Below are 25,527 nucleotides of genomic sequence, written 5' to 3'. Positions count from 1 at the left end.
CGGCGGGTGACCAATGGAACGGGCGAGGCCGAACTCCGGGTAACCGCGGACGAACTGGCGATGCCGACGGATCAGCGGCTGGTGCTGGCCGCCGAGCGCCTGTTCGCCGAGCGCGGGGTGGACGCGGTGTCGCTGCGGGCCGTCATGGCCGCCGCCGGAACGAATGTCGCGTCCGTGCACTACCACTTCGGCTCCAAGGACGCGTTGATCGAAGCGTTGATCCGGCAGCGCAGCGACGCGGTGGCCGCCCGGCGCACCGTGCTGCTCGACGAGATGGAGCAGACCGGCGCCGTCACCGCCCGTGGCCTGGCCGAGGCGTTCGTGGTGCCGGTCTGGGAGATGGCCGTGGGGGAGGGCGCGGCGTGGGTGAAGTTCATCGCGGGCATCCTCGGCAGCGGCCATCCGGCGCTGCGCACCGTCGCCGACGGATTCACCGATCAGGCCGTCCGCTTCACCGCGCTGCTCGAGCGCCGGTATCCCGAATTGCCGCGCCACACAGTGCGTTTCCGCCTCGCCCAGGCCATGACCCTGACCTTCCAGGTGCTCGGCGACGTGCACCAGACCCAGAACCTGCTCGCCATCTCCGGCGTGCAACTCGGCCCGGAGCAGGTGATGGGCGAACTGGTCGACGTCGTCACCGCCATCCTGGCGGGCCCGCCCGTGTAGCTCCGTGCGCATGTGGTGACCGCGGCCGGGACAGTCGCCGGCGCCGCGATAGCCGATCGTTCGCGCAATCAAGATCGGCTCGCGTGCATATCGCCGGCGCGGCCGGGTATGACGGCAGTGATGGACCATTCACGTGCACCGATACTCGACGCGCTGGCGGAGTACCAGCGGTTGGGCCGCTACGGCTTCACACCGCCCGGCCACCGGCAGGGACGCGGCGCGGACCGGCGGGTCCGGGAGATACTCGGCGACGCGCTGGCCTGTGATGTGCTGGCGACGCCCGGCCTCGACGATCGGCGGTCGCTCGGGCACCGGCTGGGCGAGGCGGAATCGCTGATGGCCGACGCGGTCGGCGCGGATACGGCGTTCTTCAGCACCTGCGGCAGTTCGCTGTCGGTGAAGGCCGCGATGATGGCGGTGGCGGGCGGCGACGGCGGGCTGATCGTCGGCCGCGACAGCCACAAGTCGATCATCGCCGGGCTGGTGTTCTCCGGCGTGCAGCCGTACTGGGTGACCCCGCGGTGGGACGCCGAGCGCCACATCTCGCATCCGCCGTCGCCCGAGCAGGTCCGCGAGGTGTGGGAACGGTACCCCGATGCGGCGGGCGCGCTGATCGTCAGCCCGAGCCCATACGGCACCTGCGCCGATATCGCCGGTATCGCCGAGGTGTGCCACGAACGCGGCAAGCCGCTCATCATCGACGAGGCGTGGGGCGCGCACCTGCCCTTCCACGACGACCTGCCGACCTGGGCGATGGATGCCGGGGCGGACATCTGTGTGGTCAGCGTGCACAAGATGGGCGCGGGGTTCGAGCAGGGTTCGGTGTTCCACGTGCAGGGCGACCTGGTCGACCGCGGCCGGTTGCAGCTGTGCGCCGACCTGCTGACCACCACCAGCCCGAACGTGTTGCTCTACAGCGCCATCGACGGCTGGCGTCGCCAGATGGTCGAGCACGGCCGCGAATTGCTCACCGCCGCACTGAAAAACGCGGCCCGCGCGCGCACGGAACTGGCGCGGATTCCGGGCATCGAGGTGATGGAGGAGGAGTTGCTCGGCGTCGAGGCCTCGCACGACCTCGACCGGATGCAGGTGCTGATGGACGTATCGGCCACCGGCGCGACCGGTTTCGAGATCGTCGACTGGCTGCGCGAGAACCGCCGCATCGACCTCGGCCACAGCGACCACCGCCGCGTCCTCGCGACACTGTCCATGGCCGACGACAAGACCACCATCGACACGCTGGTCGACGCGCTCACCGCCTGGCGGGTGCAACTGAAAGATCCGGAGCCGCACGATATCCGGCTGCCGTCGCCGCGGGAACTGCAGCTCGAGTCGGTGCTGCGGCCGCGCGACGCGTTCTTCGGCCCCACCGTCGCGGTGCCCATCGAGGAGGCGCCCGGCCGGATCGCCGCCGAGCAGGTGACGCCGTACCCGCCGGGCATTCCGGTCATCATCCCCGGCGAACTGGTGGACCGCGCGGTGGTCGACTATCTGCGCTCCGGCCTGGCGGCGGGCATGAACGTGCCCGATCCCTCCGATCCGGAACTGCGGACGCTGCGCGTCGTAGCGTGAGCGTCGGTGGACGCCTGCGGTGACGCGGTTGTCCGGTAGATGTCCTGCCGGTGGCGAGCCGGAGCCAGGCAACGTCGATACACTGAGAGTTGCTCGAAGGATGCTGGACGCAATCGTGCAAACCGAAGTCTGGTGGGTGTGACGCAATGCCTGAAATTCAGCGTGTAGTCCATGTGCAGATGAGGTTCCCGCAGGGCGGAGTCGTGCTCGACTATCGCGCCGCGCCGACCATCGCGGCCCGCGTCGCCACCGAAATGCCGCGCCACGGCGTGGATGTGCACATCGACGACCAGGTCACCGACGCGTTGGCCGACCTGCCGAACGCCGACCTCTGGACCCAGTAGCCGCGCGACTCAGGCCGGCTTGCGGGCGGCGGTGTGCGGCGGGGTCTCGGCGTGCCGGCCGAAGGACTGGTCGATGAGTTCGGCTGCCGCGCGGGTGGCGATGAGCCGCGCGATGGCCAACTCGGTCTCGAGCTTCGCGTAGTCCTTGGGCGTGCGCTCGGACCGCTCGTACTGCTGGCCGGCGAGCAGGTAGTAGACCTCGGTGGCGAAACTGCCGGTGAGCCGGTCACATTCCTGCCGCAGCCGTTCCACCAGCTGAATCGCCGACTCGGTGGGCAGGCCGGAATCGACCAGCCGCGAGGCGAGGTCGTGGCAGCGCGGATTCATCACCCGGTAGGCGTCGAGCGGGTCGTCGCTGCCCGCGAGTGCTTCCTTGACGTAATCGGGCAATTCGAGTTCGGGTGGGGCATCGGCGGATTCGGGGGCGGCGGCGGGCGCGGGCGCCGCGGCCGGGGGTTGGTCGGTCACACCGAGCACCTCGGCCAGGCCGTCGCCGCGATCCCAGGCGTCGAGCAACTCCCGGATGCCGTTGAGTTTCATCCCCCGGCTCAGCAGCCGACTGATGGTTTGCAAGCGGTTCAGGTGGTCGGTGTCGTAGTATCCGATCCGGCCCCGGACATCGGGGGAGGGCAGCAGGCCCCGCTCGTGATACACGCGCACGCTGCGCACGGTGGTATCGGCTGCACGCGCCAGTTCATCAATGGTGTACTCCACTGCAGCCATACCTCACAGGAAACCACAACCTACGCCACACTGAAACGGACCGTGGCTGAACGAGCCGTTAAGCGACGATACGCCAGCATCACGACTTGGTCAACGTGCCGTTAAGTAGCGTGGAAGTGGTTGCCCACCTTCGAATCGTCCATTAACGTGCGAGCTACAGCAGTTCACTGCTGGTTTTCCGGGGACTGTTGAGCAGCCCTGATGTCCGCCCGACCACGGGTCACGCGAACTCGGCGTGCCCTCGGCATCCTCGGAGACGGCTATGCGTACCACTCAGCCTCGTCGGCTGGTCTCGGAAACCCCTGCGCCGGTGCAACTCCCGGCCGCAATCATCACCTCGACCGCCCGCGTCACCACCACCAAATCCACCCATCGGCCACCCTGCGCGGACGGTCCCGACGACTGGGATCTCGATGTCGGTACGCCGGAATCCTGGCGCTCCGCGATTCGGACCTGCCACAGTTGCCCGCTGTTCGCCAACTGTGATCAGTTGGCGCAGACGCTGATCGCGCGCGGCGACGCCCCGCGCGCGATGATCTGGGCCGGAGTCGCCTACGACAGTGCCGGCCGGGTCGTGGAGAACCTCGATCGCCACCGCGCCACGCCGATCGACCACAAGCGGCCGCTGCGCATCATCCACAACGGGCCGCGGCCGGTCTGCACCGAGCCCGCGCCGCCGACGCCGCACCGGCGTATCGTGCTGGGCCGTCGCCGGGTTGTCGCCACAACCGGCGGCCACTGAGTTATGGTTCGTGCCTCGACATTCCGGAATATCTCGGCGGTGGGCAACTGATGACACAACTGGCACTGGAGATCGGGCCGGCGCGGTTCGCCGCCGGCCGGGTGGCCGAAGACGTGGGCGAGGACGAGATTCGGCGCATCGCCGTACCGTCCCGCGGCGTCTGGGACGCCTGCCGGGAACTGCTATTGGATGCCGCGGGCAACGCCGAGGTCTCCTCGGTGGGGATCGCGGCGGCGGGTCCGATCGACATGGCCGCGGGAATCGTCGCGCCCGCCGAGATCTCGGAGTGGCGGACCGGGTTCGCCATCGTCGAGCAGGTGCGCAAGCTGTTTCCGGCCGCGGAGGTGCGCCTCGCGTTCGACGGTGTGTGCCTGGCGCTGGCCGAACGTAATTTCGGCGCCACCAGCACCGTGATGGACTCGCTGGCGATCCTGCTGTCCGATCGCGTGGTCGCCGGTGTCTCGGTGGGCGGGTTCACCGTCGTGGGCCGCACGGGCAATGCCGGGCACATCGGTCACATGCTCGTGCCCGGGTTCGACGAACGGTGCGGTTGCGGTGGCCGAGGCTGTCTGGAGGCGGTCGCCGGCGCCGACGCCATGGTGCGGTGGGCGACCGGGCAGGGCTGGACGGGCGGCTCGGCGGAAAACCTCGTTGCCGGTGCGCTTGCCGGCGAGGAGATTCCGGTGGCCGCGATGGAGCGGACGGGCACGGCGCTGGGGCGCGTGATCGCCTCCGTGGCTCCGTTGCTCGACATCGATCTCGTCGTGATCGGTGGCCCGCTGGCCGTGGCCGGCTCGCCGCTGTGGAAGGCGATCGGCGCGGCCGTGGCCACCCACGCCCGGCTCGGTTTCCTGACCGGACTGCGGGTCGTGCCATCGGAACTCGGCGACGTCGGCGTGCTGGCGGGCGCCGGCGTGCTCGCGATGACTCCCGACGGCGACTGACCGCGCCCGGACCGGCTGCACGATTTTCGGCGAATTCGCCGACTTCACCCCCATGGAGGTCGACTGGACCTTAAGTTCGTTTTGGTGCACTGTTAAGACTCTGGTTTTTTGTGAGCCGTAGACAGGACACCGTGTCCCGGTTTACCTACCAGTACCTATTGTATGGGCCACTATCTAACGGTACATTACTTCGAGTAACGCATGGCTCGACTGGGTCATGCAGGCGAAGGAACGGGCTGGTACGGGCAGGCACATGCGAAGCGACGCAGTGATCCCATGGGTGACGATCGAGACCCTGAGCGCGCAAGAGATGTCCGTGGCGTCGGTCGGCGATTCGGCGCGCGAGTTCGCCGGGTGGCAGCGGGCTATCCAGCGGTTGCTGGCCAAGATGCCCGCCTGCTACGACGCCATCAGCACGACCCGCATCGCCGAGCTGATCCAGGCCGCGCGCGAGCAGGCCGAGGACGCCGATGTCCGGATCTCCACCAGATCCGGGCCCTATGTACTGAAGGTGCGGCCCGTTTTCGGCCCGGCGGGTGACGTCCATGCCGTGCGGCTGTGGCTCGGCCCTGCCCTGTCCATGCCACCGACACCGGGTCCCGCGGTCGGGGCGATCTGGGACCTGCACTCGCAGACGCTCCAGCAACCCAGCGGCATCACGCGGCTGGCGGGCATCGCGCCCGAGGAGTACGTGCCGCGGATGTCGATCGCGGAACTGTTCCACCGGATCTCGTCGTTCGATCGGCACGCCGAGATGCTGGATCTGCTCTACGATCCCAAGCCCGGCGGCAAGATGCAGTTCGACGTCGCGGTGACCGACGGCATGGGCCGGCTGGGGCAGTGGCGCATCACGATTCGCGTGCGCGACGACGAACGCACCCGGGGCGCGTGGTTGCTGATCGAGGACATCACCTCCGAGCACACCTCCCCGGCGTGGCCGACGCTGGAGCGGGTCGGGCTGCGGGAGGCGCATCGGCGCGCCGGTACCCATCTGGCGGTCGTGCAGCTCGAATACACCAGCATTTCGCACTGGCTCACCGATCCGGCGCCGTGGATTCGCTGGGATTATCTGTTCCGGCCGATCGATGTGTTCCATCCCGACGACCGCGCCCGCCTGGTCGAACTCGGCGATCGACTGCGCACCGGCGACACGGCCGGGGTGACGGTGCGGGCGCTCAACTACGCCGGCGGCTACACGCCGACATCGCTGCTGCTGTACCCGTATCCGGGCTATTCCAGCAGACCGCTGGCCATCGCGCAGATGGTGCGCGTCGCGGTGGATACCCCGGTGGTCGAGCCGCATCGCAACGCGCTGGAACCGCAGCCGACGCGATCCCCGATCGGATACGATGATCAACTGCGACATTGGCTGTCCGGGCGCATGAATCGCAGCCCCGCATGCTGATTACCGGCATTCCCAGTACCGGGAAGAAAGTGCGCCGGTGCCGACCAGTGCGATCTCTACTATTTCGAGGGTGAGAACAAAGTCGCGATCGGGGGATTCGGGCGAAGTACTGCTTCGTCAGATGGCCGCGCGACGCCGACGGGACAATATTGTTGTCAGCGTCCTGGCCGTATTGGCCGTTCTCGGCGGCGGCCACGCCGTGCTCAGTTGGTTCTCCACGCCACCGAAGGGCCCGTCCGACGAGACGACCGTCGGTATCATCGGCCGCTCGCAGCTGGCGCAGTCCTTCGCCCGCGAGTTCGTGGTCACCTATCTCACCGCGACGACCGATCAGCAGGAGCGCGTCGCGCAGTATGTCAGTGCGGGACAACAGATCACGTTGCCCAGCAATCATCGTCAGATCGCGGACTCGCAGGTGGTGCACGCGGCGCGCAAGGTGTCGGCGGGCAACGTCGAGGTGTGGTCGGTGACCGTGTCGGTTCAACTGGGCGGGGCCTCGGGCGCGGCCGCCGCCGGTAAGGACGGGCCGACGCGCCAGTACTACCGGGTCGCCGTGTCGGTCACCGACGGCCTGCGGGCGCTGGCCATACCCACCCTCGTGGAGCGCCCGGCCCGCGGTGGGGACCTGGCGCTGTCCTACTCCGCGACCTGTGCCGCGGACACCCCGCTCACCCAGGTCGCCACCGGCTTCGTGAAGGCGTACCTGTCCGGGAACGGGGATCTGTCCCGCTACACCGTGCTGAACTCCGAGATCGTCGCGCCGTCGCCGTCGCCGTTCACCTCGGTCGAGACGGCATCGGTCACCTCCGACGACTCCGGTTGCGGCACAACCGGTTCCACGGCGCATGTGCTGGCCACGGTCAACGCCAAGGGCGCCGAGGGCGGGATACCCACGCTCGCCTATCCGCTGACGCTGGTGCGCACCACCGGCCAATGGCAGGTGCAGTCCGTGGATCCGATTCCCGCGCTGCGTACTCCGCTGACCATCGTGGCCGACCAGACTCAGGGCGGCGGGGCTCCCGCGCAGGCCACCACGACCGCGCCGTCGACGACGGTGTCGGTTCCGCCCGCACGACAGAACTGATCCGGAAAGGGCAGTCACATGGGCACTCAACTCGGCATCATCCTCGAGTACATCCTGGAAACGGTGCGCTGGCTCGGGATGATCATCATCGCCATCGTCGGCATCGGCCTGCTGATCTCCGAGGGTGCGAAGTCGAAACTGTCACCGAGCAAGATCCTGATGGTCGCCGGGTCGGCAATCCTTGCCGCCGTGCTGCTGTGGATCCTGCCCACCTTGATCAACTACGCGCGCGTCGACGCCAACAACGTGGTGCCCGATCACCCGATCGGGAGTTATCGTTGAGTCAGCTGATCAAGGTATACACCCCGGTCAAACGGGTGCCGACCATGGTCGGCAAGGCGCAGAACGGGCAGAAGCTGCCGTTCGGGCCGTATACCTTGCCTCAGGTGGTGGGTGGCGTGGTGCTCATGCTGATCACCTCGGTATTCGCCATGACGCTGCCGCTGAACCCCGCGGTCACCTTCATCACGGGCACGATCGTGACCATTGCCGCGGTGTTCGGTCTCGGGCTGATTCCCTACACCGGCGTGCGGATGACCTCGCGAATTCTGTGGGTGGGCCGGTTGCTCGTCATCCGCAAGCCGGTCTCGGCGTCCGGTATGCCGGTGACCGAGGAATCCGCGCGGCACACCATGTTCATCGAGGAGAGTGTTGTGGTGATTCTTCCCGATCGGGAGAGCCTCGCGGTCGAGGTGGCCGAAACGCCGACGACGGTGTACGAGCCGGCGGCGAGCATTGTCGAAAAATGGAGTGCCGTGTCCAAGCGGGTGTCGAGCTCGAACGGTGGCGGCGTATCGGTTGAAGGGCAGGGTTGATGGCATTCGAGCGGGAGCTGCAGCCCACCGCGGCTATTCGGGGCAACCTCCAATTCACGCATTCCGGTCTCGTCACCGCGACGTATTTCATCACTCCGCTCGGCTACGGTCTCCGCAAGGAGAGCGATAAATACGATGTGAAGGCCGCGCACCACGCACTGATAAACAATTTGCCCAGCGGTTCGCTGCTGCTGGGAATTCAAGCTCGGCTCAATACGCTCGACGTGCTGAGCAAAATGGTCGAGGGCGTCGATCTCGACGAGTGCGAGGATTACGCGCTCGAGGTCGTCTCCTCCTACGAGCGGGTGCGTGCGATCTCGCCGCAGACCCGGCTGCATCTGCTCACCATCCCGGTGGGCACCACCGGTTCGGCCATCTCCGGCCTGTCGCGAGTATGGCGTGGCAGTGCCACGACCGTGGACACGTCGATGATCTCTCGCGGCGATCTCGAACAGTACGACCAGAAGGCGAAGGAGATCCTGTCGCGGATCGGCGCCGACTTCGAGCCGACGCCCGTGCCTGCCTCGCTGTTCCAGTGGCTGTGGGAGCACTATCTGTCGCGCGGCGCGGGCGGCGATCCGGTCGCCCCGACCCGGGCCGGGATCCTGGACGACGCGACCGCGGCGGTGTTCCGCTCCGCGGCGCTCGACGAGGGCGCCCAGTCCGACAGCAAGCGGCGACTGCGGCCCTCCTTCGTTCCCGTGATCAAGGTCGTCCAGCCCGAATTCGATTACTGGCCTTCGTATCAGGCGATGATCACACCGCACTCGTTCCCCTACGCGGGCATGACCTTCCCCGGCGGCAGCGAATTTCTCGCGGTGCTGGAGGGCTTCGACGACGTCACCGTCGACTGGGGCATCCGGGTGTCGACCAAGCCCGCCGAGCAGGTGCTCAAGAACAACGAACTGAATCTGCGCCGGCTGGGCGAGCAGATGGATCAGCGCGACCAGGAGGTCTCCTTCGCGCAGAACACATTGATGTCCAAGGCGCAGACGCTCGGTGAATACAACCACCACTTCGAGGTCAACGGGGGCGAATCGGAGGTCTCGTTCACCACTGTGATCGCCGTCGGCAGCCCGTCGCACGAGGCGACGATGGACGCGGTGAACAAGATCAAGCGGCGCTACAAGCGTTTTCAGGTCGAGATGACCACGCCGCTGGGCGCGCAGGTCGATCTGTGGTCGATGATGATTCCCGGCAGCCCGCCCCGGCGCGCGTACGAAGACTTCGCGCATATCGTCCCGTCGGACATGTGGGCCGGATTCGTTCCGTTCACCACGAGCCAGATCGGCGACGACAGCGGGCCGGTGATCGGTGTCAATCTGCTGTCGGGCAATTTCGAGCCGATTCATTTCGGGATCATGGAAGCGGCACTGCACGACCTGTCGGCCTCGTTCGCGGTCACCGGCGAGCTGGGCTCGGGTAAGTCGTACTTCCTGAAACTGATGGCGGTGCTGGTCCACGACATGGGCGGGCAGTTCCTCGCCATCGACCGCAGTCAGGTGGGGGAGTGGGAGCATTTCGCGTCGTCCATCGATGACGCGGTGGTGATCGACCTGAGCAATCCGTCGGTCTCGCTCGATCCGTTGCGGCTGTTTCCGCGGCGCGTGGCGGGCGAGCGCGCGCTCGACTCGATCCTGCCGCTGCTGGATCTCTCGCCGACCAGCGGCGCGGGCGCGGCGATGGGAAACCTGCTGAGCCAGAAGGGCATCGAGGAACACGGCATTCGCAGCATGCTCGATCTGTTCCATGTGGTGCGCCGGATGCGCGACGAGGGCCGGTACGGGGAGGAGTACGCCGATCTGGCCGCCCGGCTGGGCACCATCGTGGACCGGATGCCGGTGCTGTTCGATCCCAGGCTGCCCACGCTGCGGCTGGACGCCGCGGCCACCGTGGTTCGCAGCCACAACCTGACGCTGCCGTCCGCGGAGGAACTCACCACCCCGCACCTGTACAACCGGTTGCCGCTGACCAAGCGACTCGGCACCGCGCTGTACGAGCTGGTGGGCGTCGCGGCCCGCGACGCGTTCCTCACCGACAACGGACGATTCGGGCTCTTGGTGGGGGACGAGGCGCACCACTTCACCCAGACTCAGGTCGGTGGCGCGGTGACCTCGGACTTCAGCCGTGACGGCCGCAAGCACCTGGCCGCGATCGGACTGGCGTCACACGACCCGGCCACCGACTTCCAGGGCGCGGCGCACAACCTGATCCCGAACCGTTTCGTGTTCCGGCAGCGCGACGAGACGCTGGCTCGCAACAGCCTCGAATGGCTGGGCGTGGATTTGAACGAGGCGCCGTTCCTGCTCCAGGTGCTGCGCGAGGAGACATCGCCGCCGGTCGGGCAGGGGCGGCAGGTGCCCGAGGAGCGACGCGGTGAGATGTTCATGCGCGACGCCCTCAATCGGATCGGCCGGGGCAAAATCCTCGGACCCGCCCGGGAGGATCGTGCCGAGGCGATCGGCAGTACGCCCGAGGTGATTCGGAAAATGGTGCCGGAACGGCAGGCTGTGTCATGAGCGCGATCGGCGGTCTCGATCGCCGGGTGGAGGACGAACACAGGCTACTGGCCTGGCAGCTGGCGCTGTTCGACAGCCGTCACTGGCGTCCCTCGGCGCTGTGGCGGCGGTTCGTGGGGTGGACCGCCGTCACGCGGCGGCGTTGGTGGACCGTGTGGTCTACAGTGACCGTGCTGTTGCTGGTCGTATTCCCGATGATCATCGGGGCGGTCGCGACGGCGCAAACCAGCACGATCACCGATACCGAGACGAGCCACACCGAACCCGGCAACAGCGGTCTGAGCTGGATGAACATTCACGATTCCAGCGGGGTGCCGCTGTCGCGATACCAGCTGGTGACCGACCGCGGCAGTCTGTTCGAGCCGGTGAACACGGGTATATCCATCATCATCAATCTGGAGTTCGCGGGCTGGAGTGTGCTTGTCACCTCTTCGATCTGGTTGATCGGATGGGCGCTGAGTTTCCGGTGGCTCGATGCCTTCAGCTCGGCGCTGCACGGTGTGGCGGTCAATCTCACCGGGCAGCTCGCCACCCCGCTCATGTTGATCACGGCGGCGACGGTCGGGGCCTTTTTCGTCGCGTATTTCGTCGGTCGGGGTTTCTACACCAAGGCGACGTTGCAGGTCGTGACCATGCTCGTAGTCGCGATCGTGGGCACGCTGTTTCTGTCCGAGCCGCTCGGTGAGGTATTGGGCTCCAACGGATGGCTCGCGCAGGGACGCAACCTGGGTATTACGGTGGCCGCTGGGCTCAACGGCAATGGGAATCCCGATCCGACCGCACTGGTGGAAACCATGCAGGCCGATCTCGCCGATAATTTCGCGCGGCGGCCGTTGCAGGTCTGGAACTTCGGTCACATCGTCGATCAACGACCCGGCTGCGAAGCCATGTGGTCGGCAGGCATCAATTCCGGCAGCGGTGAGCGAATCAAGAACGGTATGAAGGCTTGTGGCGATTCTGCGGCGTATGCCGCCGCCAGCGACGCCTCGGTGAGCCAGATCGGTGCGGGGTTGATCCTGCTGCTCTGCGGCGGGGTACTGTTGTTGTTCGCGGTGTATCTTTCGCTCAAGGTCATCAAGGCGGCGCTGGACGCGATCTACCACGGGTTCATGTCGATCGTCGGGTTCGCGGCGGGTGGCTTCATCTACGGCCCGACCCAGACCTTCCTGATCCGCAATGTCGCCGACGGATTCATCGCGGCCGGGAAGATGGCCGCCTATACCGTGTTTCTGGGCTTTTACGTGTTGTTCCTGGGCAATCTGTTCCATCAGGCGCAGGGCCAGCAGATGGCGGTCTTCTTCATAGGCGCGGTGGTGATGATCGTCGCGATCATGCAGTTGAGCAAGCTGAGTGACAGCCTGGATCACGGCAACGACTGGGTCGCCAACCGGTTCGCCCTCGCCACACAGGGGGCGTTGGGACGAGGAGGCGGTGGCGGCGGTGGCGGCGGCGGCCGAGCTATCGGGATGGGGCAGGTGGGCACCGATCACCACCTGCACGGTCTGGCCACATTCGCCGCGGTGAGCACCGTGGCCAACTCACCGCTGACGGAATGGCTGCTGGGCGGCCTGCCCGGGTCGTTCCATCCGCAGTCCCGGCTGAAGGCGCAGATGGCCAGGGCGCAGGGAGGCGTCTGGGTGGACGAGACCCGGATGGGTGGCCTGGACGGCATGTACAACGCGTCCTACCTGAAGTGGCAACAGATTGGTCAACAGTACGGCCTGGACGCCGAGGTCTACGGGGGCATGGATACCATCCGCGGCACCGCGGCGGGTGTCCAGGGTGTACTGGACGCCGGCGGCACCGTCGCCGACGTCTTGGGCGCACACCGCCGTGCAGGCGGCAAGAACGAGAAGATGGCGCTGTACGGGGCACGTTCCCGACAGATCGTCGAGACGATGAGTAAGAACGAGGCATTCACCGACGCCGACCTTTCGCTCATGGTGGCTTCCGTGCAGCGCGCGCAGAACTCCTCTATCGCCTATCTGAACCGAGCGCAGTCCGGACAGCCCTTCGGCAGGATCGATGCGGAAGAGGTCGCCGCCGACTACGCAACCCTGCGCCAAGCCGTCCGGGTATACCGGCGCACCAGGCGCGGCGGTATCGATCTGGACGGCGGAACGAACGCCGGTGCACAGACCGCTTTCGTGGAGCGGTATATGCGGCGCGGGACGGCTCGGGAGGCCAAGAACGACATGATAACGGCGTTGAACGACGTCGCCGCCGGCAACAACCCTACAACCGCGGCCGACCTGTTGCGGAACGGTCACATCACGGGCGCGGAGCACGCGATGCTGAACAACCTCACCCCCGAAAACGCGGAGCGCATGCGGCGCTGGATCGTCAACGAGCACGCAAAGGACATGGAAGAACTCGTCGCCGACCGCAGCAGGGGCCTGATGGCCGACATCACCGACCAGCAACGAATGCGCGACGTCCGGAACGAACTCTACGAAACGATCCAGACACAGAACAGGCTGACGGGATCCACCAAGAGTCCGGCGCTGTCGGTGGTGCCGAGTTCGGGCAACCCCAGCCATGCGCGTTGGCGCAGCGGGCTCGCCGATGTGGCGAGATTGCTGAGGTAGGTCCCGATGCTCAATCGCGTGATCATGCTTTCGATGCTGGTGGCACTCATCCCGACGTGGGGGTGGATCATCCTCGTCGTGGTCGTGCTGATCATCCTGATCATGTTGCTGGTGGTCGTGGTCACCGGCAGCACCACCGAGGCGCTGTCGTCGGACTTCCACTACCAGTGCGACAGCGCGATCGGGCCCGATTCCGCGGTCGTCCGGACCGAGCAACCGGTTCCGGGTGGCGACGAATCGCGGTATCCGACGCAGCTGCCGTCGGCGGCGCCGACCACGAATCCTTATGCGAGCCTTACCGCCGCGCCGGACGACAAATCCGTGTCCGCTTGGCAGCGCACCTGCCTGACGGCGATGCGGGCGGCCCCCTATCAGCTGCCGCCGTTGCGCAGTTTCAACAACGGGCCGGCCTCCGAGTGCGCGCGGCAACTCGCGCTGAGCAAGCTGCAGGGTGGTGGTTCGGCGCAGAATGCGGGTGGCGAATCCAACGATGCCGCGCTCGCCAGGTCGGTGATCGCCCAGGCGTCGGCGACCTTGGTGACCGGCCGCTGTGACACCGGCGGGGCAACCGGGCAGGACGCCGACCGGTCGGCGTCGGCAGCGGGAGCCGGGGGAGCCGGGTACACGCAGGGCGGCTGCGCCGCCATCACCAACGCCAACGTGTTCCCGACCGTCGTGGTTCTGCCCGTGTCCGTGGCCGGACAGGCCGCGTGTGGCCAGCGGGTCGCGGTGTCGGCGATGTCGGCCGGCGATCTGGTGTTCTGGGACTTCCGGGACAACGCGCCCACCCGGGTCGGCGTCGCGGTCGGCGGGGCGCAGTTGGTCACCGTCGAGCCCGGGACCGGGCAAGCGGTCCAGCAGTTCGTTCCGGCGAATGCCGATGTGCGGGTGAAGCGGGTGCTGCGAGGTGCGGCGTGAACGGGCGGCCGCATCGCCGAAGACGGCGTCACGGCGGATGAACGGCGAGGCGGCGGATGGTTACGGAGCGCGACGGGACTGATCCCAGCGGCGGCGGCCGGCCGGATGCCCGCGCGAGTATTGCCGTCGCCGAGCCGCGCCGCGACCGTGACGGACGGAAGTCGACACCGCGCACACCGGCACCCGCCGCGTCCGCCGCGCCCCGGCCGACCGCAACGTCCAACCAGACGCCCACCACGACCAATGGTGCGACGGCAACCCAGAACCCTTCCGCGACAACCGCTTCGGCGGCGGACGGCGCCTCCGCGGCGGCGTCGATGCCGATGGCGGCGGCGGCCATGGGCGCGCTGGTCGCCATCGCGGCCCAGTACGGTTCCGGCGCACCGGGTCAGGCCGAGCAACCCTACGCGCCGCCGCAGCTGACGCCCTCGGATGCGCCGACCGGACCGGTGGCCTGGGACAACGCTGTCAGCCGGACCTATACGGCCGGCGATCACAGCCGCGCGGGGAAGGGCGACGCGATGGGCCACCTCAACGCGGAGCTGTCGCGGCTGCTCGGCGGCGCGGCCGCCGACACCACGGCCGGTCGTGCGGCGGTCACGGCCATCATCGCCGAAACCGATGCCGCGCTCACGGCACTCGGCCCGGTCGCCAACACCGCGGCCGGCCAGCGCCAGGTGATCGAGACGCTCGGCAACGCGCTGCAACGTGCCGGGGCCGTGCTCGGACAAGGGCAGGCGGCGACCGCGGTGACGGCCGAACAGGTGACCGCGCTCGCGAATCGGTATGTCGCCGAGTCGAATCCGGCTCGCGCGCCGCAGGCGGTGCGCCGCGCGAGCGCCGGTGGCGGACCGCCGAGGGGGGTTCCGTCGGGTAACACCGGCGTGTGGATCAACCAGGCGCTGCACATCCTGCAGCAGCACGGCTACGACATCAGGCAGATCGATCCATCCGCCATCGCGGCGATCATTCAGCACGAGTCCAGCGGCAATCCGCACGCGATCAACCTGTGGGACAGCAATGCCGCCGCCGGTCATCCGTCGAAAGGTCTCATGCAGACCATCGATTCCACGTTCAACGCGTATGCGCTGCCCGGTCACCGCGACATCTGGAATCCGGTCGACAACATCATCGCCGGGGTGCGGTACTCCATCGCCCGCTACGGATCGGTGAGCGACGTGCCCGGTATCGCGCAGATGCGTGCGGGCGGTTCCTATGTGGGTTATTGACCCGCGCGGGGTCAGCAGGTCACCCGGTGAAGCGGCTGGCGTAGTAGCTGCTCGGCAACGATGTCACCTGGACATTCTTGCCCGCGCTGGGTGCCTCGACGCATTTTCCGTTGCCGATGTACATCATCACGTGGCCGGGATTGCCGCCGTTGTACTGTGCCGCGGGGAAGATCAGATCGCCCGGCTGGATATCCTGGGGCCGGACCTTGGGCAGCTGGCGGTACTGGTCGGCCGCGACGCGCGGAATGTTGACACCCGCCGCCCGTGCGGCGTACTGCATCAGCCCGGAACAGTCGAAGGAATTCGGCCCCTCGGCGCCCCACACGTAGGGATCGCCGACCTGGGCCAGTGCCTCCTGAATCGCTCGCTGCGCCGTCGGTGACGCGCCGGCGGCGGAAACGGTTCTGGGCGTGTAGTTCTGGCCTGCCAGGTTGTAGATGTACTGCCTGGTGAGTTCGTTGATCTGCGCGGTCGTCGCCGACGAGGAGGCCTGTCCGCCCGTGACGATCTTCTCGGCGCGCTGCACGGCCACCGTGAGGATCTGGTGCACGCGCATCTGGCCCTCTTTGGTATAGGCGGCGGGACCGAGTTCCGCGAGCGCGACATCGACATCGCGCAGCAGCTTGTTGACGGCCGCCTTGTCGAGCGAGTGATTGCCCGCGAGGCTCTTCATGTACCGGACAAGTTGGTTGTCCAGATTGTTGAACGCGGTGGACACGGTGCGCTGGTACAGGCGGCGCAGCTTCACCGCCTTCGCGGTGGATCCGGTCCCGGTCGCCGTGGAACCGGCTTCGTCGGCGAGTCTCTTCGTCTTCGGGCTCAGCGGGTCGCCCTCGCCGTAGACCGATTGCAGTTTCTTGAGCACCGCGAGCGCGTGCTGCGCCTCGGGGGAGAGCTGTCCGTTCCCGGCCGCCGCGCCGCCGGTCCCGGTCGACCCGCCGGTTCCCGTCGCGCCGCCCGTGCCGGTCTGTCCGTTCGAGCCGCCGCCGTTGAGTCCGGACAGCGCGGATGCCAGCATCGGCAGCATCGTCATGGCCATCGCACCGGCCGAGAGCGCGGCCGGGGCCAGTTCGGCGAGCGCGTCGAGGTCCGGTCCCGGTTCCTCGGCGGGCGGTGCGGCGGCGGGCGGGGGTTGGGGGAGTTGAGTCGTCGCGCCTTGCGGGGCAGCGGGATTCGGTGGCGCCGTGGTTGCGGTGGCGTCTGCCGGTGGCGCGGGCTGTGGCCCGGCAGTCGTTGTTCCCGGGCCCGGCGCCGGGGTGGTGCCGGGCCCGGTGCTCGGTGGGTTCGGCGCGGGCTGTCCCTGCGCCGCGGGCCGGTTCTGGTCGGGGGTGGCCGGCCCGCCCGGGGTCGCGGTGCGGTCACCGGACCGCGACCGCTGCGGCCCGGACCGGCTCGACCACGGCGTGGGCTGCGGGGCGCCGTCGGTGCCGGTCGCCTCGGCGTCTTCGACGACCTCGGGCGTCACCTCGGCCGGGCTCGTCATCGGTCACCGCCGGGCACACACCATCGGGGCACGTGGTCCAAGTTCATTCCTCGCCTCCCCATCCAGCTCGGCGCCGGGAAACTCGGTGGCCGTCAGGGCAATTCGCGCACGTCAGTCTACGTCCTCCGGCTCCATCCTGACGCGCGGCCGCTGGAAGGCGGTTCCCATTACTGGGAATCCTCGACAATGAGTCCAGCAGGCCCACCGGATCGGTTACGGCTGTCGATTTCGTGGAAATGGTGATGTAATGGGTCTTTTCGGTCTCGGCTGGTCGGATGTCGTCAGCGGAGTGGCGACCGGTGTCGGGTTCGCGCTCGGCGGTCCGGCCGGCAGCGCGCTGCTCGGGGGCGCCGCGAGCACCCTGGCGGCTCATTACATCGATGGCAAGAGCTGGGGCGACAGTCTCGAAACCGGACTCATCAGCGGTGGACTCGGTATGTTGGGCGGTGGCCTGGTGGGCGGTGCCACCAGCGGCCTGTTCAAGGGTGGACTCGGAAATCTCGGCCGCAGCCTGTCCTCGGATCTCGGGTTGGCATTCAGCAGAGGCTCGGTGGGGCTCGGCTTCCGGCGGGAGCTGGCCCTCATGTCGATGGGGCATATGGGCCGCGGTACCGCCGCCGCCGCGTTATCCGGCATAGGCGGTAATAAACTCGGGGGTTATATGCACCCGGCGCAGTCCGGTCCGAACGGGCAAGGGGCCGTAGGCCCCCTGCCGACAAAAGAACTGCCGACTCCGGCGTAGGGGCGAAATATGCCGCTGGAGATGACGTCGCTCAATATGCCGGATATGTCGAAATACCGTCCGGAGCATGAGCCATTTCGTTTCAGCCAAACCACCGCGAGTATCTACGAAAGTCTGCCCAAATTCTTCAAACAGACTTTCGACAGTATGGGAAAGGGTACCAAGAAGCCTCCTCCGGACAAATCGCCGGAAATTCCTCCACAGGCCGAGGCCTCGGATGGCCTCGGTCACAGCTTGGCCGGTAGCGTCATCGCGAACTATGTCACGCTGAGCGGAACTCTCCGCGAGTCACTTCGCAAGCTGGTCGCGCTCGACAAGGATATATCTCCACTGGCTCAGGACTCCGCTGCGGTCTCGACCGCTGCCCAGCAGGGTATAAATACGGTGATCGAGGGACTCCGTGCGAAGGCTCCGGTACCCGCGCCGAGTGGATCTCAGGACGACTTCATCCTGGATTACCTGAATACGGCCATCAAAGAAACCCAGACAGCGGTCGAACAGGCGAAGACCGCTCAGGACAGGATCGGCGACCAGACCAATGGCAAAACCAGCGAAATGCAGGCGATCCTGGATCGTCTGAACGCGCTGGAGACCAAACTCGGCGCCGTCAACCCGGGAAATGCCAACCCCTCCTACAATCCGACCGGGCTCAACCCGACCAGTCCGACGGGCGCCACCACAGACCCCGGCTTCAAGCCCATCGACCTCGGTGCCGACGACTCGGGGCTCAACCCCTCCGGCAGCAAGGATCCGTTGGGCACCGGCAAGGACGGCCTCGACGGTTCGAACGGCCTGGACGGCTCCAACGGCCTGGGCAATGGTTCGAACGGCAGCGGCCTGGACCCCAGCGCCGGAGCCGGGCTGACCCCGGCCGGCGCCGGAGCCGGGATGGGTGGCGGCATGGACATGATGGGCATGTTGCTGCCGATGCTGATGTCGCAGATGATGCAGCGCGGCATGAACGATCGGGACCTCGAGGACCGTCGCAACGAGCTGGACCCCGACCGCAATATGCGCGGTTACCCGCAACCGGTGGTGCCACAGCCCGCGGCGCCGCCCACTGCCGCCCAGCCCGCGCAGCAGGCTCCGGCCGCGCCGCCGCCGTCGTCGCAGGCCGCGCCGCCGCCCAAGAGCGATGCTCCGCCGCAGGGCCCGCCGCCGACCCGCGAGCCGGGCGCCGACGGCAAGGTGCTCTACACGTTCCCCGACGGACGCACGCAACGGGTCTGGCCGACGGTGGCCGCCGCGCTGGATGCCGCCTTCGGCAACCACGCCGACACCTCCGCCAAGAAGGCCTACGAGAACACGCCCGCGAAGTGGACCGACGACAAGCAGATCGGCGCGCGGATCGATCCGTACCAGCTGGAGACGGGCGACGTCGCCACCTGGGAGGGCCAGACCGCGCTGCTGGTGGTGTGGAAGTCCGGCGACGGCGGTGGCGGCATGGATTCCGGCACCGGCATGGATCTCGCGGTGGACGGTTCCATCACGCCGACCGGCGGGCCCGTCGACTCCGGTCCCGGGTCGCTCGGCTCGGGTGACTCCGGTTCGGGGTCGTCCGGCTCCGGCTCGAGCGGGTCGAGTTCGAGTGGGTCGGGTTCGAGCAGCTCGAGCGGTTCCGGCGGCGAAGGGACGCTGGAGGTCATCATCGACGGCGAGCTGCAGCAGTTCTCCCCCCAGATGTCGGGCAAGAAGGGCGATTTCGGGCAGTTCTCCGGATTCGCGCACCCGAACGGCGTCGAAGGGGACGGCTCTGCGAGCGGTCATGGCGACCAGGCTCCGGCGCTGCCGACAGGTTCGGACCCGACGGCCGGCGCCCCGGCCGTCGCGGCCCCGGCGTGATCGGCCATCCGCGAGGTGGAGCCGAAGGTGAGAGGAGGCAGTCATGGCGCTGAATGTCGATCCGGCGCAGTTGGCCGCAGCGGCGTCCAAACTCGCCGAGCTCGCTGACGGGACCGGCGGCGAGATCCCGACGTCGTGGGTCATGCCCGCGGGGTCGGATCCGATCTCGGCGGGCTCGGTCCCGCACCTCAACAACAAGGCCGCGGACGCGTTCAACGGCATGGCCGGCGTGCTGAACGACATCCACCGCCTGGCCCACGAGGTCGGCGCGTCGGCATCGGACTACACCGGCGCCGACACCGAAGGCGCGCGTGAAGTGAATGGCAGTGGCGGTGAGGTCATCGATAATCCCGTCGCCCCTGTGGCAATGCCGGGACAGTGGCGACCGCCGACATTCAATATGCCCGCAGCCGCTGCGGCAGGAGATCCCTTGGTCTATGCGCAGCAGCTGCGCGCCGGGCCTGGGACGGGGCCCGCGAACGGATTCACCAACGATGTGCGCAACTTCCTGGCTGGAGCCCACCCGAAGATCGTCTCCGGTGTGGATGCGGCCGCGCAGGCATTGCAACACTGGACCCCGGTCGGTGCCGAGGCGGCCGGGCACCTGCATCGCTACCGGAGCCAGCTGGACGACAAACGTGGTGAACTGGAGAAGCTGCTCGACATGGTCGACACCTACACCGGTGCATTCGATACGGCCAAAGCCAAACACCCGACCCCCGAGGAGATCATCGCCACCCGCAAGAAGCTGCTGAAAGCCATCCGCACCAAGGACCAGCTCGGTATCCAGAAGGCGCTGGCCGAGTATGAGGAACAGAACGCGCGCTCGGCGGAGACGATGACGGGCTACTCCAGCACGGTCAACGGGAAGAACGCGGCGGGGGAGGCGCAGTCCTCCGGTCAGAATGCCTCGTCCTCCAGTAGTGACGCGATGATGCAGATGTTGCCGAGTCTGCTCAGCTCCATGATGAGCGGCGCCGGCCAGCTCGCGGGGGATCAGGGCGGGGACTCCTCGGAGGGCCTGAGCGACTACGACTACAGCGACTACGGCCTCGGCGCGGACTACATGTCCGGCCTCGGCGGCGGTGGCGGCGGCGACTTCACCGGGGGCGCGGTGCCGTCCGTCGGCGACGTCTCCGGCGCGATCAACCAGACGTCCGGTCCGGCGATGGGCCCGATGGTCGCCTCGGCGGCCGGGTTCAGCGGCGCGGGCACGGCATCGGTGGCAGAACCCTTGCGCGGCACCGGAAATCCGGTCGGCGGCGGGGCGGCGCGCGGCGCCGGCGCGGGCTCGGGGATGATGCCGTACATGCCGATGACACCCGGTATGGGCGGGGCCAACGCCGGCGGCAGCAATGAGCGCAACCGGGTGGTCGCCTGGCATCCGGACCGGCTGATGTACGTCGACGACACGCCGCACACCGAGCAGGTGATCGGCGAGAAGCCGACCATCGCGCCGACCGTGACACCACCGACGCCGGGACCGGCCGGCCAGGACCAGACACGAGCTGGAGGTTCCACATGAGCGAAATCCATCCCGACGTGCAGGCGGCGCTCGACGCCGCGCGCGAGTTGCGCCACCGCATCGCCGATCTGCGCGAACGCATCGACGGGATCCGCGCCCGCCGCCCCTCGGCGAGCGGGGCGGTCATCCCCGAGGTCGACGCGATGGGCCGGTTGACCGGCCTCTATCTCGCGCCGGGTACGGCCGACCGCTTCACCAGCGAGGAGCTGGTCGCCGAGATCATCGGTGCGATTCGCGACAGCACCGGCGACGCGGCCCGGCAGTATCGGGTGCTGATGGACGCCGAGCCGGGGGTCGACTCCGACCCGATCGATGCGTCCGAGCCGGAACCCGCGGCACCGGGACGATCGGCATGACCGATGTGACCGTCGCCGACACCATCCGGTGGCTGCACGAGGAGGGGCTGAGCCGGTTGGTCGGTGTCGCGGACCGGGTTTCGCACCCGATCTCCGCCTTCACCGTCGACATCGCCACGGGCACGGTCACGGTGTATCCGGCCGCCGGCGGCGGTGTCGGCTCGGACGTGATGACGCTGGCCGCCGACGACCTGCCGCATCCGACGGGCACGTCGCGGCGGCTGGTGATCGTCGGCGTCACCACGGCGGAATCGGTTCTGGTGCTGGACCTTTCGGCCAGCCTCGATCTCGCGATCAACGCCGCCCGGCCGGAGACGGTAGCCCGGTCATGGGTGCTGCAGCTGCTGCTGAACCCGGAGATCACGATCGTCACCAACAGCGGCGATGTGGCGCTGGTCGACAGTCCGCGATTGCGGCAGAGCTTCATTCCGGGCGGCGGCGCCACGATCGTGAGCGTCGACGACGAGCGGCCGCCGGTGACGACGATCTCGTTCAACCCCACCACGGAGGAGCCCGACCATATCGACGTCGCGGACGACGGCAGCGGCGAGATGTATCTGCGCGCCCGCTTCTGGCGGCTGCGTCAGGTGCTGACTCTCGACGACGTCCAGTGGCGGGTGCTCGCCGACCAACTCGAGGCGGCCGACCAGAGCGCCGCGCCGCCCGACCGTCCGACCGTGGCCCCGCCACCCGACCGGGTGACGGTGAGCGCCCCCGACGCCCGCGCGACCTAGGAGCAGCACATGACCGTGAATTACGAAGCGGACGAATTCGACGAGGACGTCGAGCAGGCGCCACCGCCGGATCGCCAGCACACGATCTACGAGGTCTTCAACCCCGACCACACGGCCGGGGTCGCCTGCAACGGCGACGGCGAGATCGTCGGCCTGCACCTGACCGATGAGGCCCGCGAGAACGGCGACGCCTGGCTGTCCAAGGAGATCGTGCGGCTCGCCCGGCTCGCGCACGCCAAGTCCCGCGTCGGCCTGCGGGCCGAGATGGAACGCAACGGCGCGCGGCCCTACACCATCGACGCGTTCGACCTGCCGACCGAAACGTCGTACCGCGCAATGGAGAACGCCGAGTTCGGCCAGTCCGCCTGAGCGCCCGCACCGAGAGAACAGGAGCAGCGACATGCTGGATATGGACGAGCCGGACGAGGTGATCGCCGCCGCCGGCAAGTTCCGCGCGGCCGTCACGTCGGTCACCGATCATGTCGACGCCGTCGCCGACGATCTGAACCTGCCACGCGGCCCGCAGTCCCCGCTGGACCACGGCTGCGCCGGCGTGCATCGGCTGATTCCGGCGATGCTGCGGGAAGCGACGCCCGCGCACGCGGGCTACGCCATCACGACCAACCAGAACGCCACGGAAACCACCACCGTGCTGGCGACCGCCGATATCGATGGCGGCTTGCAGGTGCATCGGGCCGAACCCGTCTGAGTACCGGATGGAGCCGGAGCGGAACAGCCCGTATTGGGGCGCGATCGTCCAGAACAACTGGCCGGTGATCTCGCCGGGCGACTGGCACGGCCTCGAGACGAAGGCCCGCGACGGCGCCGCCGCGATCGACCCGCAGGAGGCCGAGCGCGCCCGCCGCGCGTTCGACGAGCGGGTGCGCGCCAGCCACGGGCTGGAGCCGGTCAAGCGGGACATGCTCGCCCAGGTCGGCACGCCGCAGGCGTTCGTCGACGCGCTGGTCGCCGCGGCCGACACCTATGGGCGCATGTCCGATCTGGTGTATCGGACCCGGAACAAGATTCTCGACATCGTCGACGAGGCCACCCGCGCGATCGGCAACGGCAGAGCCGAGGACACCGACGGCGACGGCGACAACTCCGACGAGGAAGCCCGGCGGGTCGCCGGCATCATCGACAACGCGCGGCGGGCCGTCGACGAACGGGTCGCCTTGTCGCTGCAGGAACTCGGACCCAACGGGCTGCCCGAACTGTCGTTGATCGCCGAGGCGCTCGGACTGCCGGGACCGTGGACGACCGGAGGCCCGGGGCATTCGGGCCCGCCCGGCCACTGGGGACCCGGCCACCCCGACGCGCCCGGGGGACCGCACACCGGGCCGACCGGTCCGGGGCCGGGCGGACCAGGGCCCGGCGGGCCCGGCGACACGCCGCTCGATCGGCCGAATCTCCCGTTCCCGCTTCCGATTCAGTGGGGTCCCGACGGACCGGTGGGGCCGGACGGGCGGCCGCTGCTGCCGCACCTGCCGGGTTTCCCGCCGGGGCCGCACGCGCCCATCGGCGACCCGAACGGGCCCTCGGACGCCCCGCCCGCCGCGCCGCCGGTGTCGGCCGGGCCGAGCCCGGTGTCGGCGGCGCCCACCGGTTCCGCTCCCGGTTACGCCCCGGCCGGGCCCGCGACCTCGGCGGGGCCCTCGCACGCCGACAGCGGCCACGGTGACAGCGGCCACGGTGACGGGCCGCAGCCGGCACTGGACGATCCGGGGCCTCCGGTGCACGGCCGGACCGGCACGTCCGACTCGGCGGCCGGGGAGCACGCCGATGGAGCCGACCCCGCATCCACCTCCACTCGAAACACCGTGTCCGGCAACGTCACCCCGGCCGATGCGGCGAACCCGGCGATGCCGTTCGGCACGCCGATGGGTGTCGTGCCCGCGCAGACGACGACGCCCGGCACCGTCACGCAGGCGGGCACGGCCACGTCCCGGCCGGGTCCGACCGCCGCCGCGCCGGGCGGGCCGCCGGATCGGGCTCGGTCGGTGTCCGCGCCGGAGGTGAAGGCGCCGCCGCCGGTCGATTCGAAGTCGACCCCGGGCGGACCGAAGGTACCGGCCGGGTCCGCACCGCCGCCCGCGAGCGCGTCGACCGCGGCGGGCAAGCCGACGCCCGTGCGCCCGCAACCGCCCGACAGGACCGGCGCCGAGGACCGTCGCGTGGACGCCGCGGCGGCCCCCGCGGATGCCGCGGACGGGCACGAAAAGCTCAGGGAGGCGGTCGGTTTCGCGATGATCGCGGCCTCGGGCCCGTCGTTCGTCGTCGGGGAGCGGGTGAACGGCGACCTGGTGCTGGCGCGGTCGCTGCTGAGCAGCCTGCTCGCTGCGGCCGAGTCCACGGCGCTGGGCGTGTCGTGGGCCGTATCGGTGATGCGGCATTCCGGCGGGGTCAGCGCGTTCGTGACCTCCAACGAGGGCCGGGGATGGCTGCCCGCCGGGGTCTTCCTGCCCCGGGAGCTGTCGACCCCGTGGACGTGGTCGGTATCGGAGCAGGCGCCATGGGAGGGCCTGGCCGACCCCGCCCGGATCCTGGTCGAGTTCGCGGCGGCATGGGGCGTGAAATCCGGTGCGGGGCTGTCGGCGCTCGTGTCCTCCGAGCCGATCGATGCCGACATGCTGCGCCAGCTCGGTGACATCGCGGCCGAGGGTTCGGTCCAGGCCGCGCCGACGATGGATTACTCCGCTCCCGCGAGCGGTTTGGAGGACCGGCTCGGCCTGGTCGGCGCCCCGCGACTGCTGGATCAGGTGGCGGGTGTGCGGCCGGAGCGGCTGCGGGGCCGCTGTCTCGAACTCGCCGTCGACGCGCATATCCGGGTGGCCAAGATGAACGCGGGCAATCCCGCGACACTGGGCGCGCCCGCGCTGCGGGAACGGATTCTGGGGGCGATGCAGCACGGCCGGCCGGTGGCGGCGGAGTGGTGGGAAGAGCTGCGCGATACCGACGATCTGATGGCGGCCTCGGTCCTGCCGCTGCGTGCCGACGTGTCGCGAATCGCGGTCGGGCAGTTGCGGAACGAGGATTCCGATCCACGCTCGGTCTCCGGCACGGCGGCGGTGCGCGCCCTGGCGTTCGAACGGCGCTGCAACGAAACCGTGCTGTTGCTGGCGCAGGACCCGACCCGGCAGACGCTGCGCGACACGGTGTATGCGCACGGGCAGATTGTCGACCATCCATTGTTCGGGCGGATGGCCGCGGCCGCCGCGGATCAGGCGGCGGCACGACAGCGCGCTGCCATCAGTACCGGCCCGGATCGGCGGCGATAACGCGGCGACAAACTCCTG

24 protein-coding genes are annotated in these 25,527 nt (G+C 68.6%); 21 read left to right on the top strand and 3 right to left on the bottom strand.

What is annotated here, in order from left to right; genetic code table 11:
- Positions 1 to 60 precede the first annotated feature (60 nt).
- From NWFMUON74_RS24985 to NWFMUON74_RS24975, 3 genes are all read left to right on the top strand, one after another.
- Positions 61 to 666: a TetR/AcrR family transcriptional regulator gene (locus tag NWFMUON74_RS24985; RefSeq protein WP_425300744.1), complete on the top strand. Its 606-nt coding sequence runs from the start codon at positions 61 to 63 to the stop codon at positions 664 to 666.
- 120 nt (positions 667 to 786) lie between these two features.
- Positions 787 to 2,238, top strand: a complete 1,452-nt coding sequence (locus tag NWFMUON74_RS24980) for an aminotransferase class I/II-fold pyridoxal phosphate-dependent enzyme (protein WP_187684220.1) — start codon at positions 787 to 789, stop codon at positions 2,236 to 2,238.
- A 146-nt stretch (positions 2,239 to 2,384) separates the two neighbouring features.
- Positions 2,385 to 2,582 (top strand): hypothetical protein, encoded by a 198-nt coding sequence (locus NWFMUON74_RS24975; RefSeq protein WP_232110588.1) that lies wholly within the window; start codon positions 2,385 to 2,387, stop codon positions 2,580 to 2,582.
- A 9-nt stretch (positions 2,583 to 2,591) separates the two neighbouring features.
- Here NWFMUON74_RS24975 and NWFMUON74_RS24970 read toward each other — a convergent pair whose 3' ends face one another.
- Entirely contained in the window at positions 2,592 to 3,305 is a 714-nt protein-coding gene (locus NWFMUON74_RS24970) for a MerR family transcriptional regulator (protein ID WP_187684218.1), read from the bottom strand.
- A 262-nt stretch (positions 3,306 to 3,567) separates the two neighbouring features.
- Between NWFMUON74_RS24970 and NWFMUON74_RS24965 the strand changes: the two genes are divergently transcribed.
- The 9 genes from NWFMUON74_RS24965 (at position 3,568) to NWFMUON74_RS24925 (ending at position 14,320) form a co-directional block, all read left to right on the top strand.
- The gene (locus NWFMUON74_RS24965) at positions 3,568 to 4,047 is read left to right on the top strand and encodes a hypothetical protein (protein ID WP_187684217.1); all 480 of its coding nucleotides are present in this window, start codon (positions 3,568 to 3,570) and stop codon (positions 4,045 to 4,047) included.
- 50 nt (positions 4,048 to 4,097) lie between these two features.
- Positions 4,098 to 4,991, top strand: a complete 894-nt coding sequence (locus NWFMUON74_RS24960) for an ROK family protein (protein WP_187684216.1) — start codon at positions 4,098 to 4,100, stop codon at positions 4,989 to 4,991.
- Positions 4,992 to 5,271: 280 nt separating this feature from the next.
- A complete protein-coding gene (locus NWFMUON74_RS24955; protein ID WP_187684215.1) occupies positions 5,272 to 6,396 on the top strand; it encodes a GAF domain-containing protein in 1,125 nt (374 codons plus the stop codon).
- Between the two features lie 70 nt (positions 6,397 to 6,466).
- The gene (locus NWFMUON74_RS24950) at positions 6,467 to 7,480 is read left to right on the top strand and encodes a conjugal transfer protein (protein ID WP_232110587.1); all 1,014 of its coding nucleotides are present in this window, start codon (positions 6,467 to 6,469) and stop codon (positions 7,478 to 7,480) included.
- 18 nt (positions 7,481 to 7,498) lie between these two features.
- Positions 7,499 to 7,762 (top strand): hypothetical protein, encoded by a 264-nt coding sequence (locus NWFMUON74_RS24945; protein WP_187684214.1) that lies wholly within the window; start codon positions 7,499 to 7,501, stop codon positions 7,760 to 7,762.
- Between the two features lie 44 nt (positions 7,763 to 7,806).
- Entirely contained in the window at positions 7,807 to 8,295 is a 489-nt protein-coding gene (locus NWFMUON74_RS24940) for a hypothetical protein (RefSeq protein WP_232110586.1), read from the top strand.
- A complete protein-coding gene (locus NWFMUON74_RS24935; RefSeq protein ID WP_187684213.1) occupies positions 8,295 to 10,814 on the top strand; it encodes an ATP-binding protein in 2,520 nt (839 codons plus the stop codon). The genes NWFMUON74_RS24940 and NWFMUON74_RS24935 overlap by 1 nt, the downstream gene beginning before the upstream one ends.
- Positions 10,815 to 10,978: 164 nt before the next feature.
- The gene (locus NWFMUON74_RS24930; RefSeq protein WP_187684212.1) at positions 10,979 to 13,402 is read left to right on the top strand and encodes a hypothetical protein; all 2,424 of its coding nucleotides are present in this window, start codon (positions 10,979 to 10,981) and stop codon (positions 13,400 to 13,402) included.
- A 6-nt stretch (positions 13,403 to 13,408) separates the two neighbouring features.
- Positions 13,409 to 14,320: a hypothetical protein gene (locus NWFMUON74_RS24925; RefSeq protein WP_187684211.1), complete on the top strand. Its 912-nt coding sequence runs from the start codon at positions 13,409 to 13,411 to the stop codon at positions 14,318 to 14,320.
- 28 nt (positions 14,321 to 14,348) lie between these two features.
- On the opposite strand, the gene NWFMUON74_RS24920 is transcribed toward NWFMUON74_RS24925, so the two are convergent.
- A complete protein-coding gene (locus NWFMUON74_RS24920; RefSeq protein WP_187684210.1) occupies positions 14,349 to 14,678 on the bottom strand; it encodes a hypothetical protein in 330 nt (109 codons plus the stop codon).
- On the opposite strand from NWFMUON74_RS24920, the gene NWFMUON74_RS24915 reads away from it, so the two are divergent.
- Positions 14,659 to 15,549, top strand: coding sequence for a transglycosylase SLT domain-containing protein (locus NWFMUON74_RS24915; protein ID WP_232110585.1), 891 nt, complete (start codon positions 14,659 to 14,661; stop codon positions 15,547 to 15,549). The two genes, NWFMUON74_RS24920 and NWFMUON74_RS24915, sit on opposite strands and share 20 nt — an antisense overlap.
- A gap of 19 nt (positions 15,550 to 15,568) precedes the next feature.
- Here the strand turns inward: NWFMUON74_RS24915 and NWFMUON74_RS24910 are convergent, their stop codons facing one another.
- On the bottom strand, positions 15,569 to 17,032 hold the full coding sequence (locus NWFMUON74_RS24910; RefSeq protein ID WP_187684208.1) for a C40 family peptidase: 1,464 nt from the start codon (positions 17,030 to 17,032) through the stop codon (positions 15,569 to 15,571).
- A 247-nt stretch (positions 17,033 to 17,279) separates the two neighbouring features.
- Here NWFMUON74_RS24910 and NWFMUON74_RS24905 point away from each other — a divergent pair, with 247 nt between their 5' ends.
- Genes NWFMUON74_RS24905 through NWFMUON74_RS24870 form a run of 8 tightly spaced genes read left to right on the top strand, consistent with a single transcriptional unit; the run spans position 17,280 to position 25,509 of the window.
- On the top strand, positions 17,280 to 17,774 hold the full coding sequence (locus NWFMUON74_RS24905) for a hypothetical protein (protein WP_187684207.1): 495 nt from the start codon (positions 17,280 to 17,282) through the stop codon (positions 17,772 to 17,774).
- Positions 17,775 to 17,783: 9 nt separating this feature from the next.
- Positions 17,784 to 19,616, top strand: coding sequence for a hypothetical protein (locus NWFMUON74_RS24900; RefSeq protein ID WP_187684206.1), 1,833 nt, complete (start codon positions 17,784 to 17,786; stop codon positions 19,614 to 19,616).
- 43 nt (positions 19,617 to 19,659) lie between these two features.
- Positions 19,660 to 21,141 (top strand): PE family protein, encoded by a 1,482-nt coding sequence (locus NWFMUON74_RS24895; RefSeq protein ID WP_187684205.1) that lies wholly within the window; start codon positions 19,660 to 19,662, stop codon positions 21,139 to 21,141.
- Positions 21,138 to 21,497, top strand: a complete 360-nt coding sequence (locus NWFMUON74_RS24890) for a hypothetical protein (RefSeq protein ID WP_187684204.1) — start codon at positions 21,138 to 21,140, stop codon at positions 21,495 to 21,497. The genes NWFMUON74_RS24895 and NWFMUON74_RS24890 overlap by 4 nt, the downstream gene beginning before the upstream one ends.
- Positions 21,494 to 22,231, top strand: a complete 738-nt coding sequence (locus NWFMUON74_RS24885; protein ID WP_187684203.1) for a hypothetical protein — start codon at positions 21,494 to 21,496, stop codon at positions 22,229 to 22,231. The genes NWFMUON74_RS24890 and NWFMUON74_RS24885 overlap by 4 nt, the downstream gene beginning before the upstream one ends.
- A gap of 9 nt (positions 22,232 to 22,240) precedes the next feature.
- On the top strand, positions 22,241 to 22,600 hold the full coding sequence (locus tag NWFMUON74_RS24880; RefSeq protein ID WP_187684202.1) for a hypothetical protein: 360 nt from the start codon (positions 22,241 to 22,243) through the stop codon (positions 22,598 to 22,600).
- 31 nt (positions 22,601 to 22,631) lie between these two features.
- Entirely contained in the window at positions 22,632 to 22,940 is a 309-nt protein-coding gene (locus NWFMUON74_RS24875; RefSeq protein WP_187684201.1) for a hypothetical protein, read from the top strand.
- Positions 22,941 to 22,947: 7 nt separating this feature from the next.
- Positions 22,948 to 25,509, top strand: coding sequence for a hypothetical protein (locus NWFMUON74_RS24870; RefSeq protein WP_187684200.1), 2,562 nt, complete (start codon positions 22,948 to 22,950; stop codon positions 25,507 to 25,509).
- Positions 25,510 to 25,527: the final 18 nt, after the last annotated feature.

It is taken from the genome of Nocardia wallacei, assembly GCF_014466955.1.
Classification (GTDB): domain Bacteria; phylum Actinomycetota; class Actinomycetes; order Mycobacteriales; family Mycobacteriaceae; genus Nocardia; species Nocardia wallacei.
This window is presented reverse-complemented; position numbering and strand designations above follow the sequence as displayed.

What these genes read in the sequence shown, in the direction of transcription:
- NWFMUON74_RS24965 (WP_187684217.1), top strand. Translation starts at nt 3,568, where the DNA reads ATGCGTACCACTCAGCCTCGTCGGCTGGTCTCGGAAACCCCTGCGCCG.
- NWFMUON74_RS24900 (WP_187684206.1), top strand. Translation starts at nt 17,784, where the DNA reads ATGCCGCTGGAGATGACGTCGCTCAATATGCCGGATATGTCGAAATAC.
- NWFMUON74_RS24970 (WP_187684218.1), bottom strand. Translation starts at nt 3,305, where the DNA reads ATGGCTGCAGTGGAGTACACCATTGATGAACTGGCGCGTGCAGCCGAT.
- NWFMUON74_RS24945 (WP_187684214.1), top strand. Translation starts at nt 7,499, where the DNA reads ATGGGCACTCAACTCGGCATCATCCTCGAGTACATCCTGGAAACGGTG.
- NWFMUON74_RS24910 (WP_187684208.1), bottom strand. Translation starts at nt 17,032, where the DNA reads ATGACGAGCCCGGCCGAGGTGACGCCCGAGGTCGTCGAAGACGCCGAG.
- NWFMUON74_RS24985 (WP_425300744.1), top strand. Translation starts at nt 61, where the DNA reads ATGCCGACGGATCAGCGGCTGGTGCTGGCCGCCGAGCGCCTGTTCGCC.
- NWFMUON74_RS24885 (WP_187684203.1), top strand. Translation starts at nt 21,494, where the DNA reads ATGACCGATGTGACCGTCGCCGACACCATCCGGTGGCTGCACGAGGAG.
- NWFMUON74_RS24940 (WP_232110586.1), top strand. Translation starts at nt 7,807, where the DNA reads ATGGTCGGCAAGGCGCAGAACGGGCAGAAGCTGCCGTTCGGGCCGTAT.
- NWFMUON74_RS24915 (WP_232110585.1), top strand. Translation starts at nt 14,659, where the DNA reads ATGGGCGCGCTGGTCGCCATCGCGGCCCAGTACGGTTCCGGCGCACCG.
- NWFMUON74_RS24870 (WP_187684200.1), top strand. Translation starts at nt 22,948, where the DNA reads ATGGAGCCGGAGCGGAACAGCCCGTATTGGGGCGCGATCGTCCAGAAC.
- NWFMUON74_RS24905 (WP_187684207.1), top strand. Translation starts at nt 17,280, where the DNA reads ATGGGTCTTTTCGGTCTCGGCTGGTCGGATGTCGTCAGCGGAGTGGCG.
- NWFMUON74_RS24890 (WP_187684204.1), top strand. Translation starts at nt 21,138, where the DNA reads ATGAGCGAAATCCATCCCGACGTGCAGGCGGCGCTCGACGCCGCGCGC.
- NWFMUON74_RS24925 (WP_187684211.1), top strand. Translation starts at nt 13,409, where the DNA reads ATGCTCAATCGCGTGATCATGCTTTCGATGCTGGTGGCACTCATCCCG.
- NWFMUON74_RS24975 (WP_232110588.1), top strand. Translation starts at nt 2,385, where the DNA reads ATGCCTGAAATTCAGCGTGTAGTCCATGTGCAGATGAGGTTCCCGCAG.
- NWFMUON74_RS24875 (WP_187684201.1), top strand. Translation starts at nt 22,632, where the DNA reads ATGCTGGATATGGACGAGCCGGACGAGGTGATCGCCGCCGCCGGCAAG.
- NWFMUON74_RS24935 (WP_187684213.1), top strand. Translation starts at nt 8,295, where the DNA reads ATGGCATTCGAGCGGGAGCTGCAGCCCACCGCGGCTATTCGGGGCAAC.
- NWFMUON74_RS24880 (WP_187684202.1), top strand. Translation starts at nt 22,241, where the DNA reads ATGACCGTGAATTACGAAGCGGACGAATTCGACGAGGACGTCGAGCAG.
- NWFMUON74_RS24960 (WP_187684216.1), top strand. Translation starts at nt 4,098, where the DNA reads ATGACACAACTGGCACTGGAGATCGGGCCGGCGCGGTTCGCCGCCGGC.
- NWFMUON74_RS24980 (WP_187684220.1), top strand. Translation starts at nt 787, where the DNA reads ATGGACCATTCACGTGCACCGATACTCGACGCGCTGGCGGAGTACCAG.
- NWFMUON74_RS24920 (WP_187684210.1), bottom strand. Translation starts at nt 14,678, where the DNA reads ATGGCGACCAGCGCGCCCATGGCCGCCGCCGCCATCGGCATCGACGCC.
- NWFMUON74_RS24895 (WP_187684205.1), top strand. Translation starts at nt 19,660, where the DNA reads ATGGCGCTGAATGTCGATCCGGCGCAGTTGGCCGCAGCGGCGTCCAAA.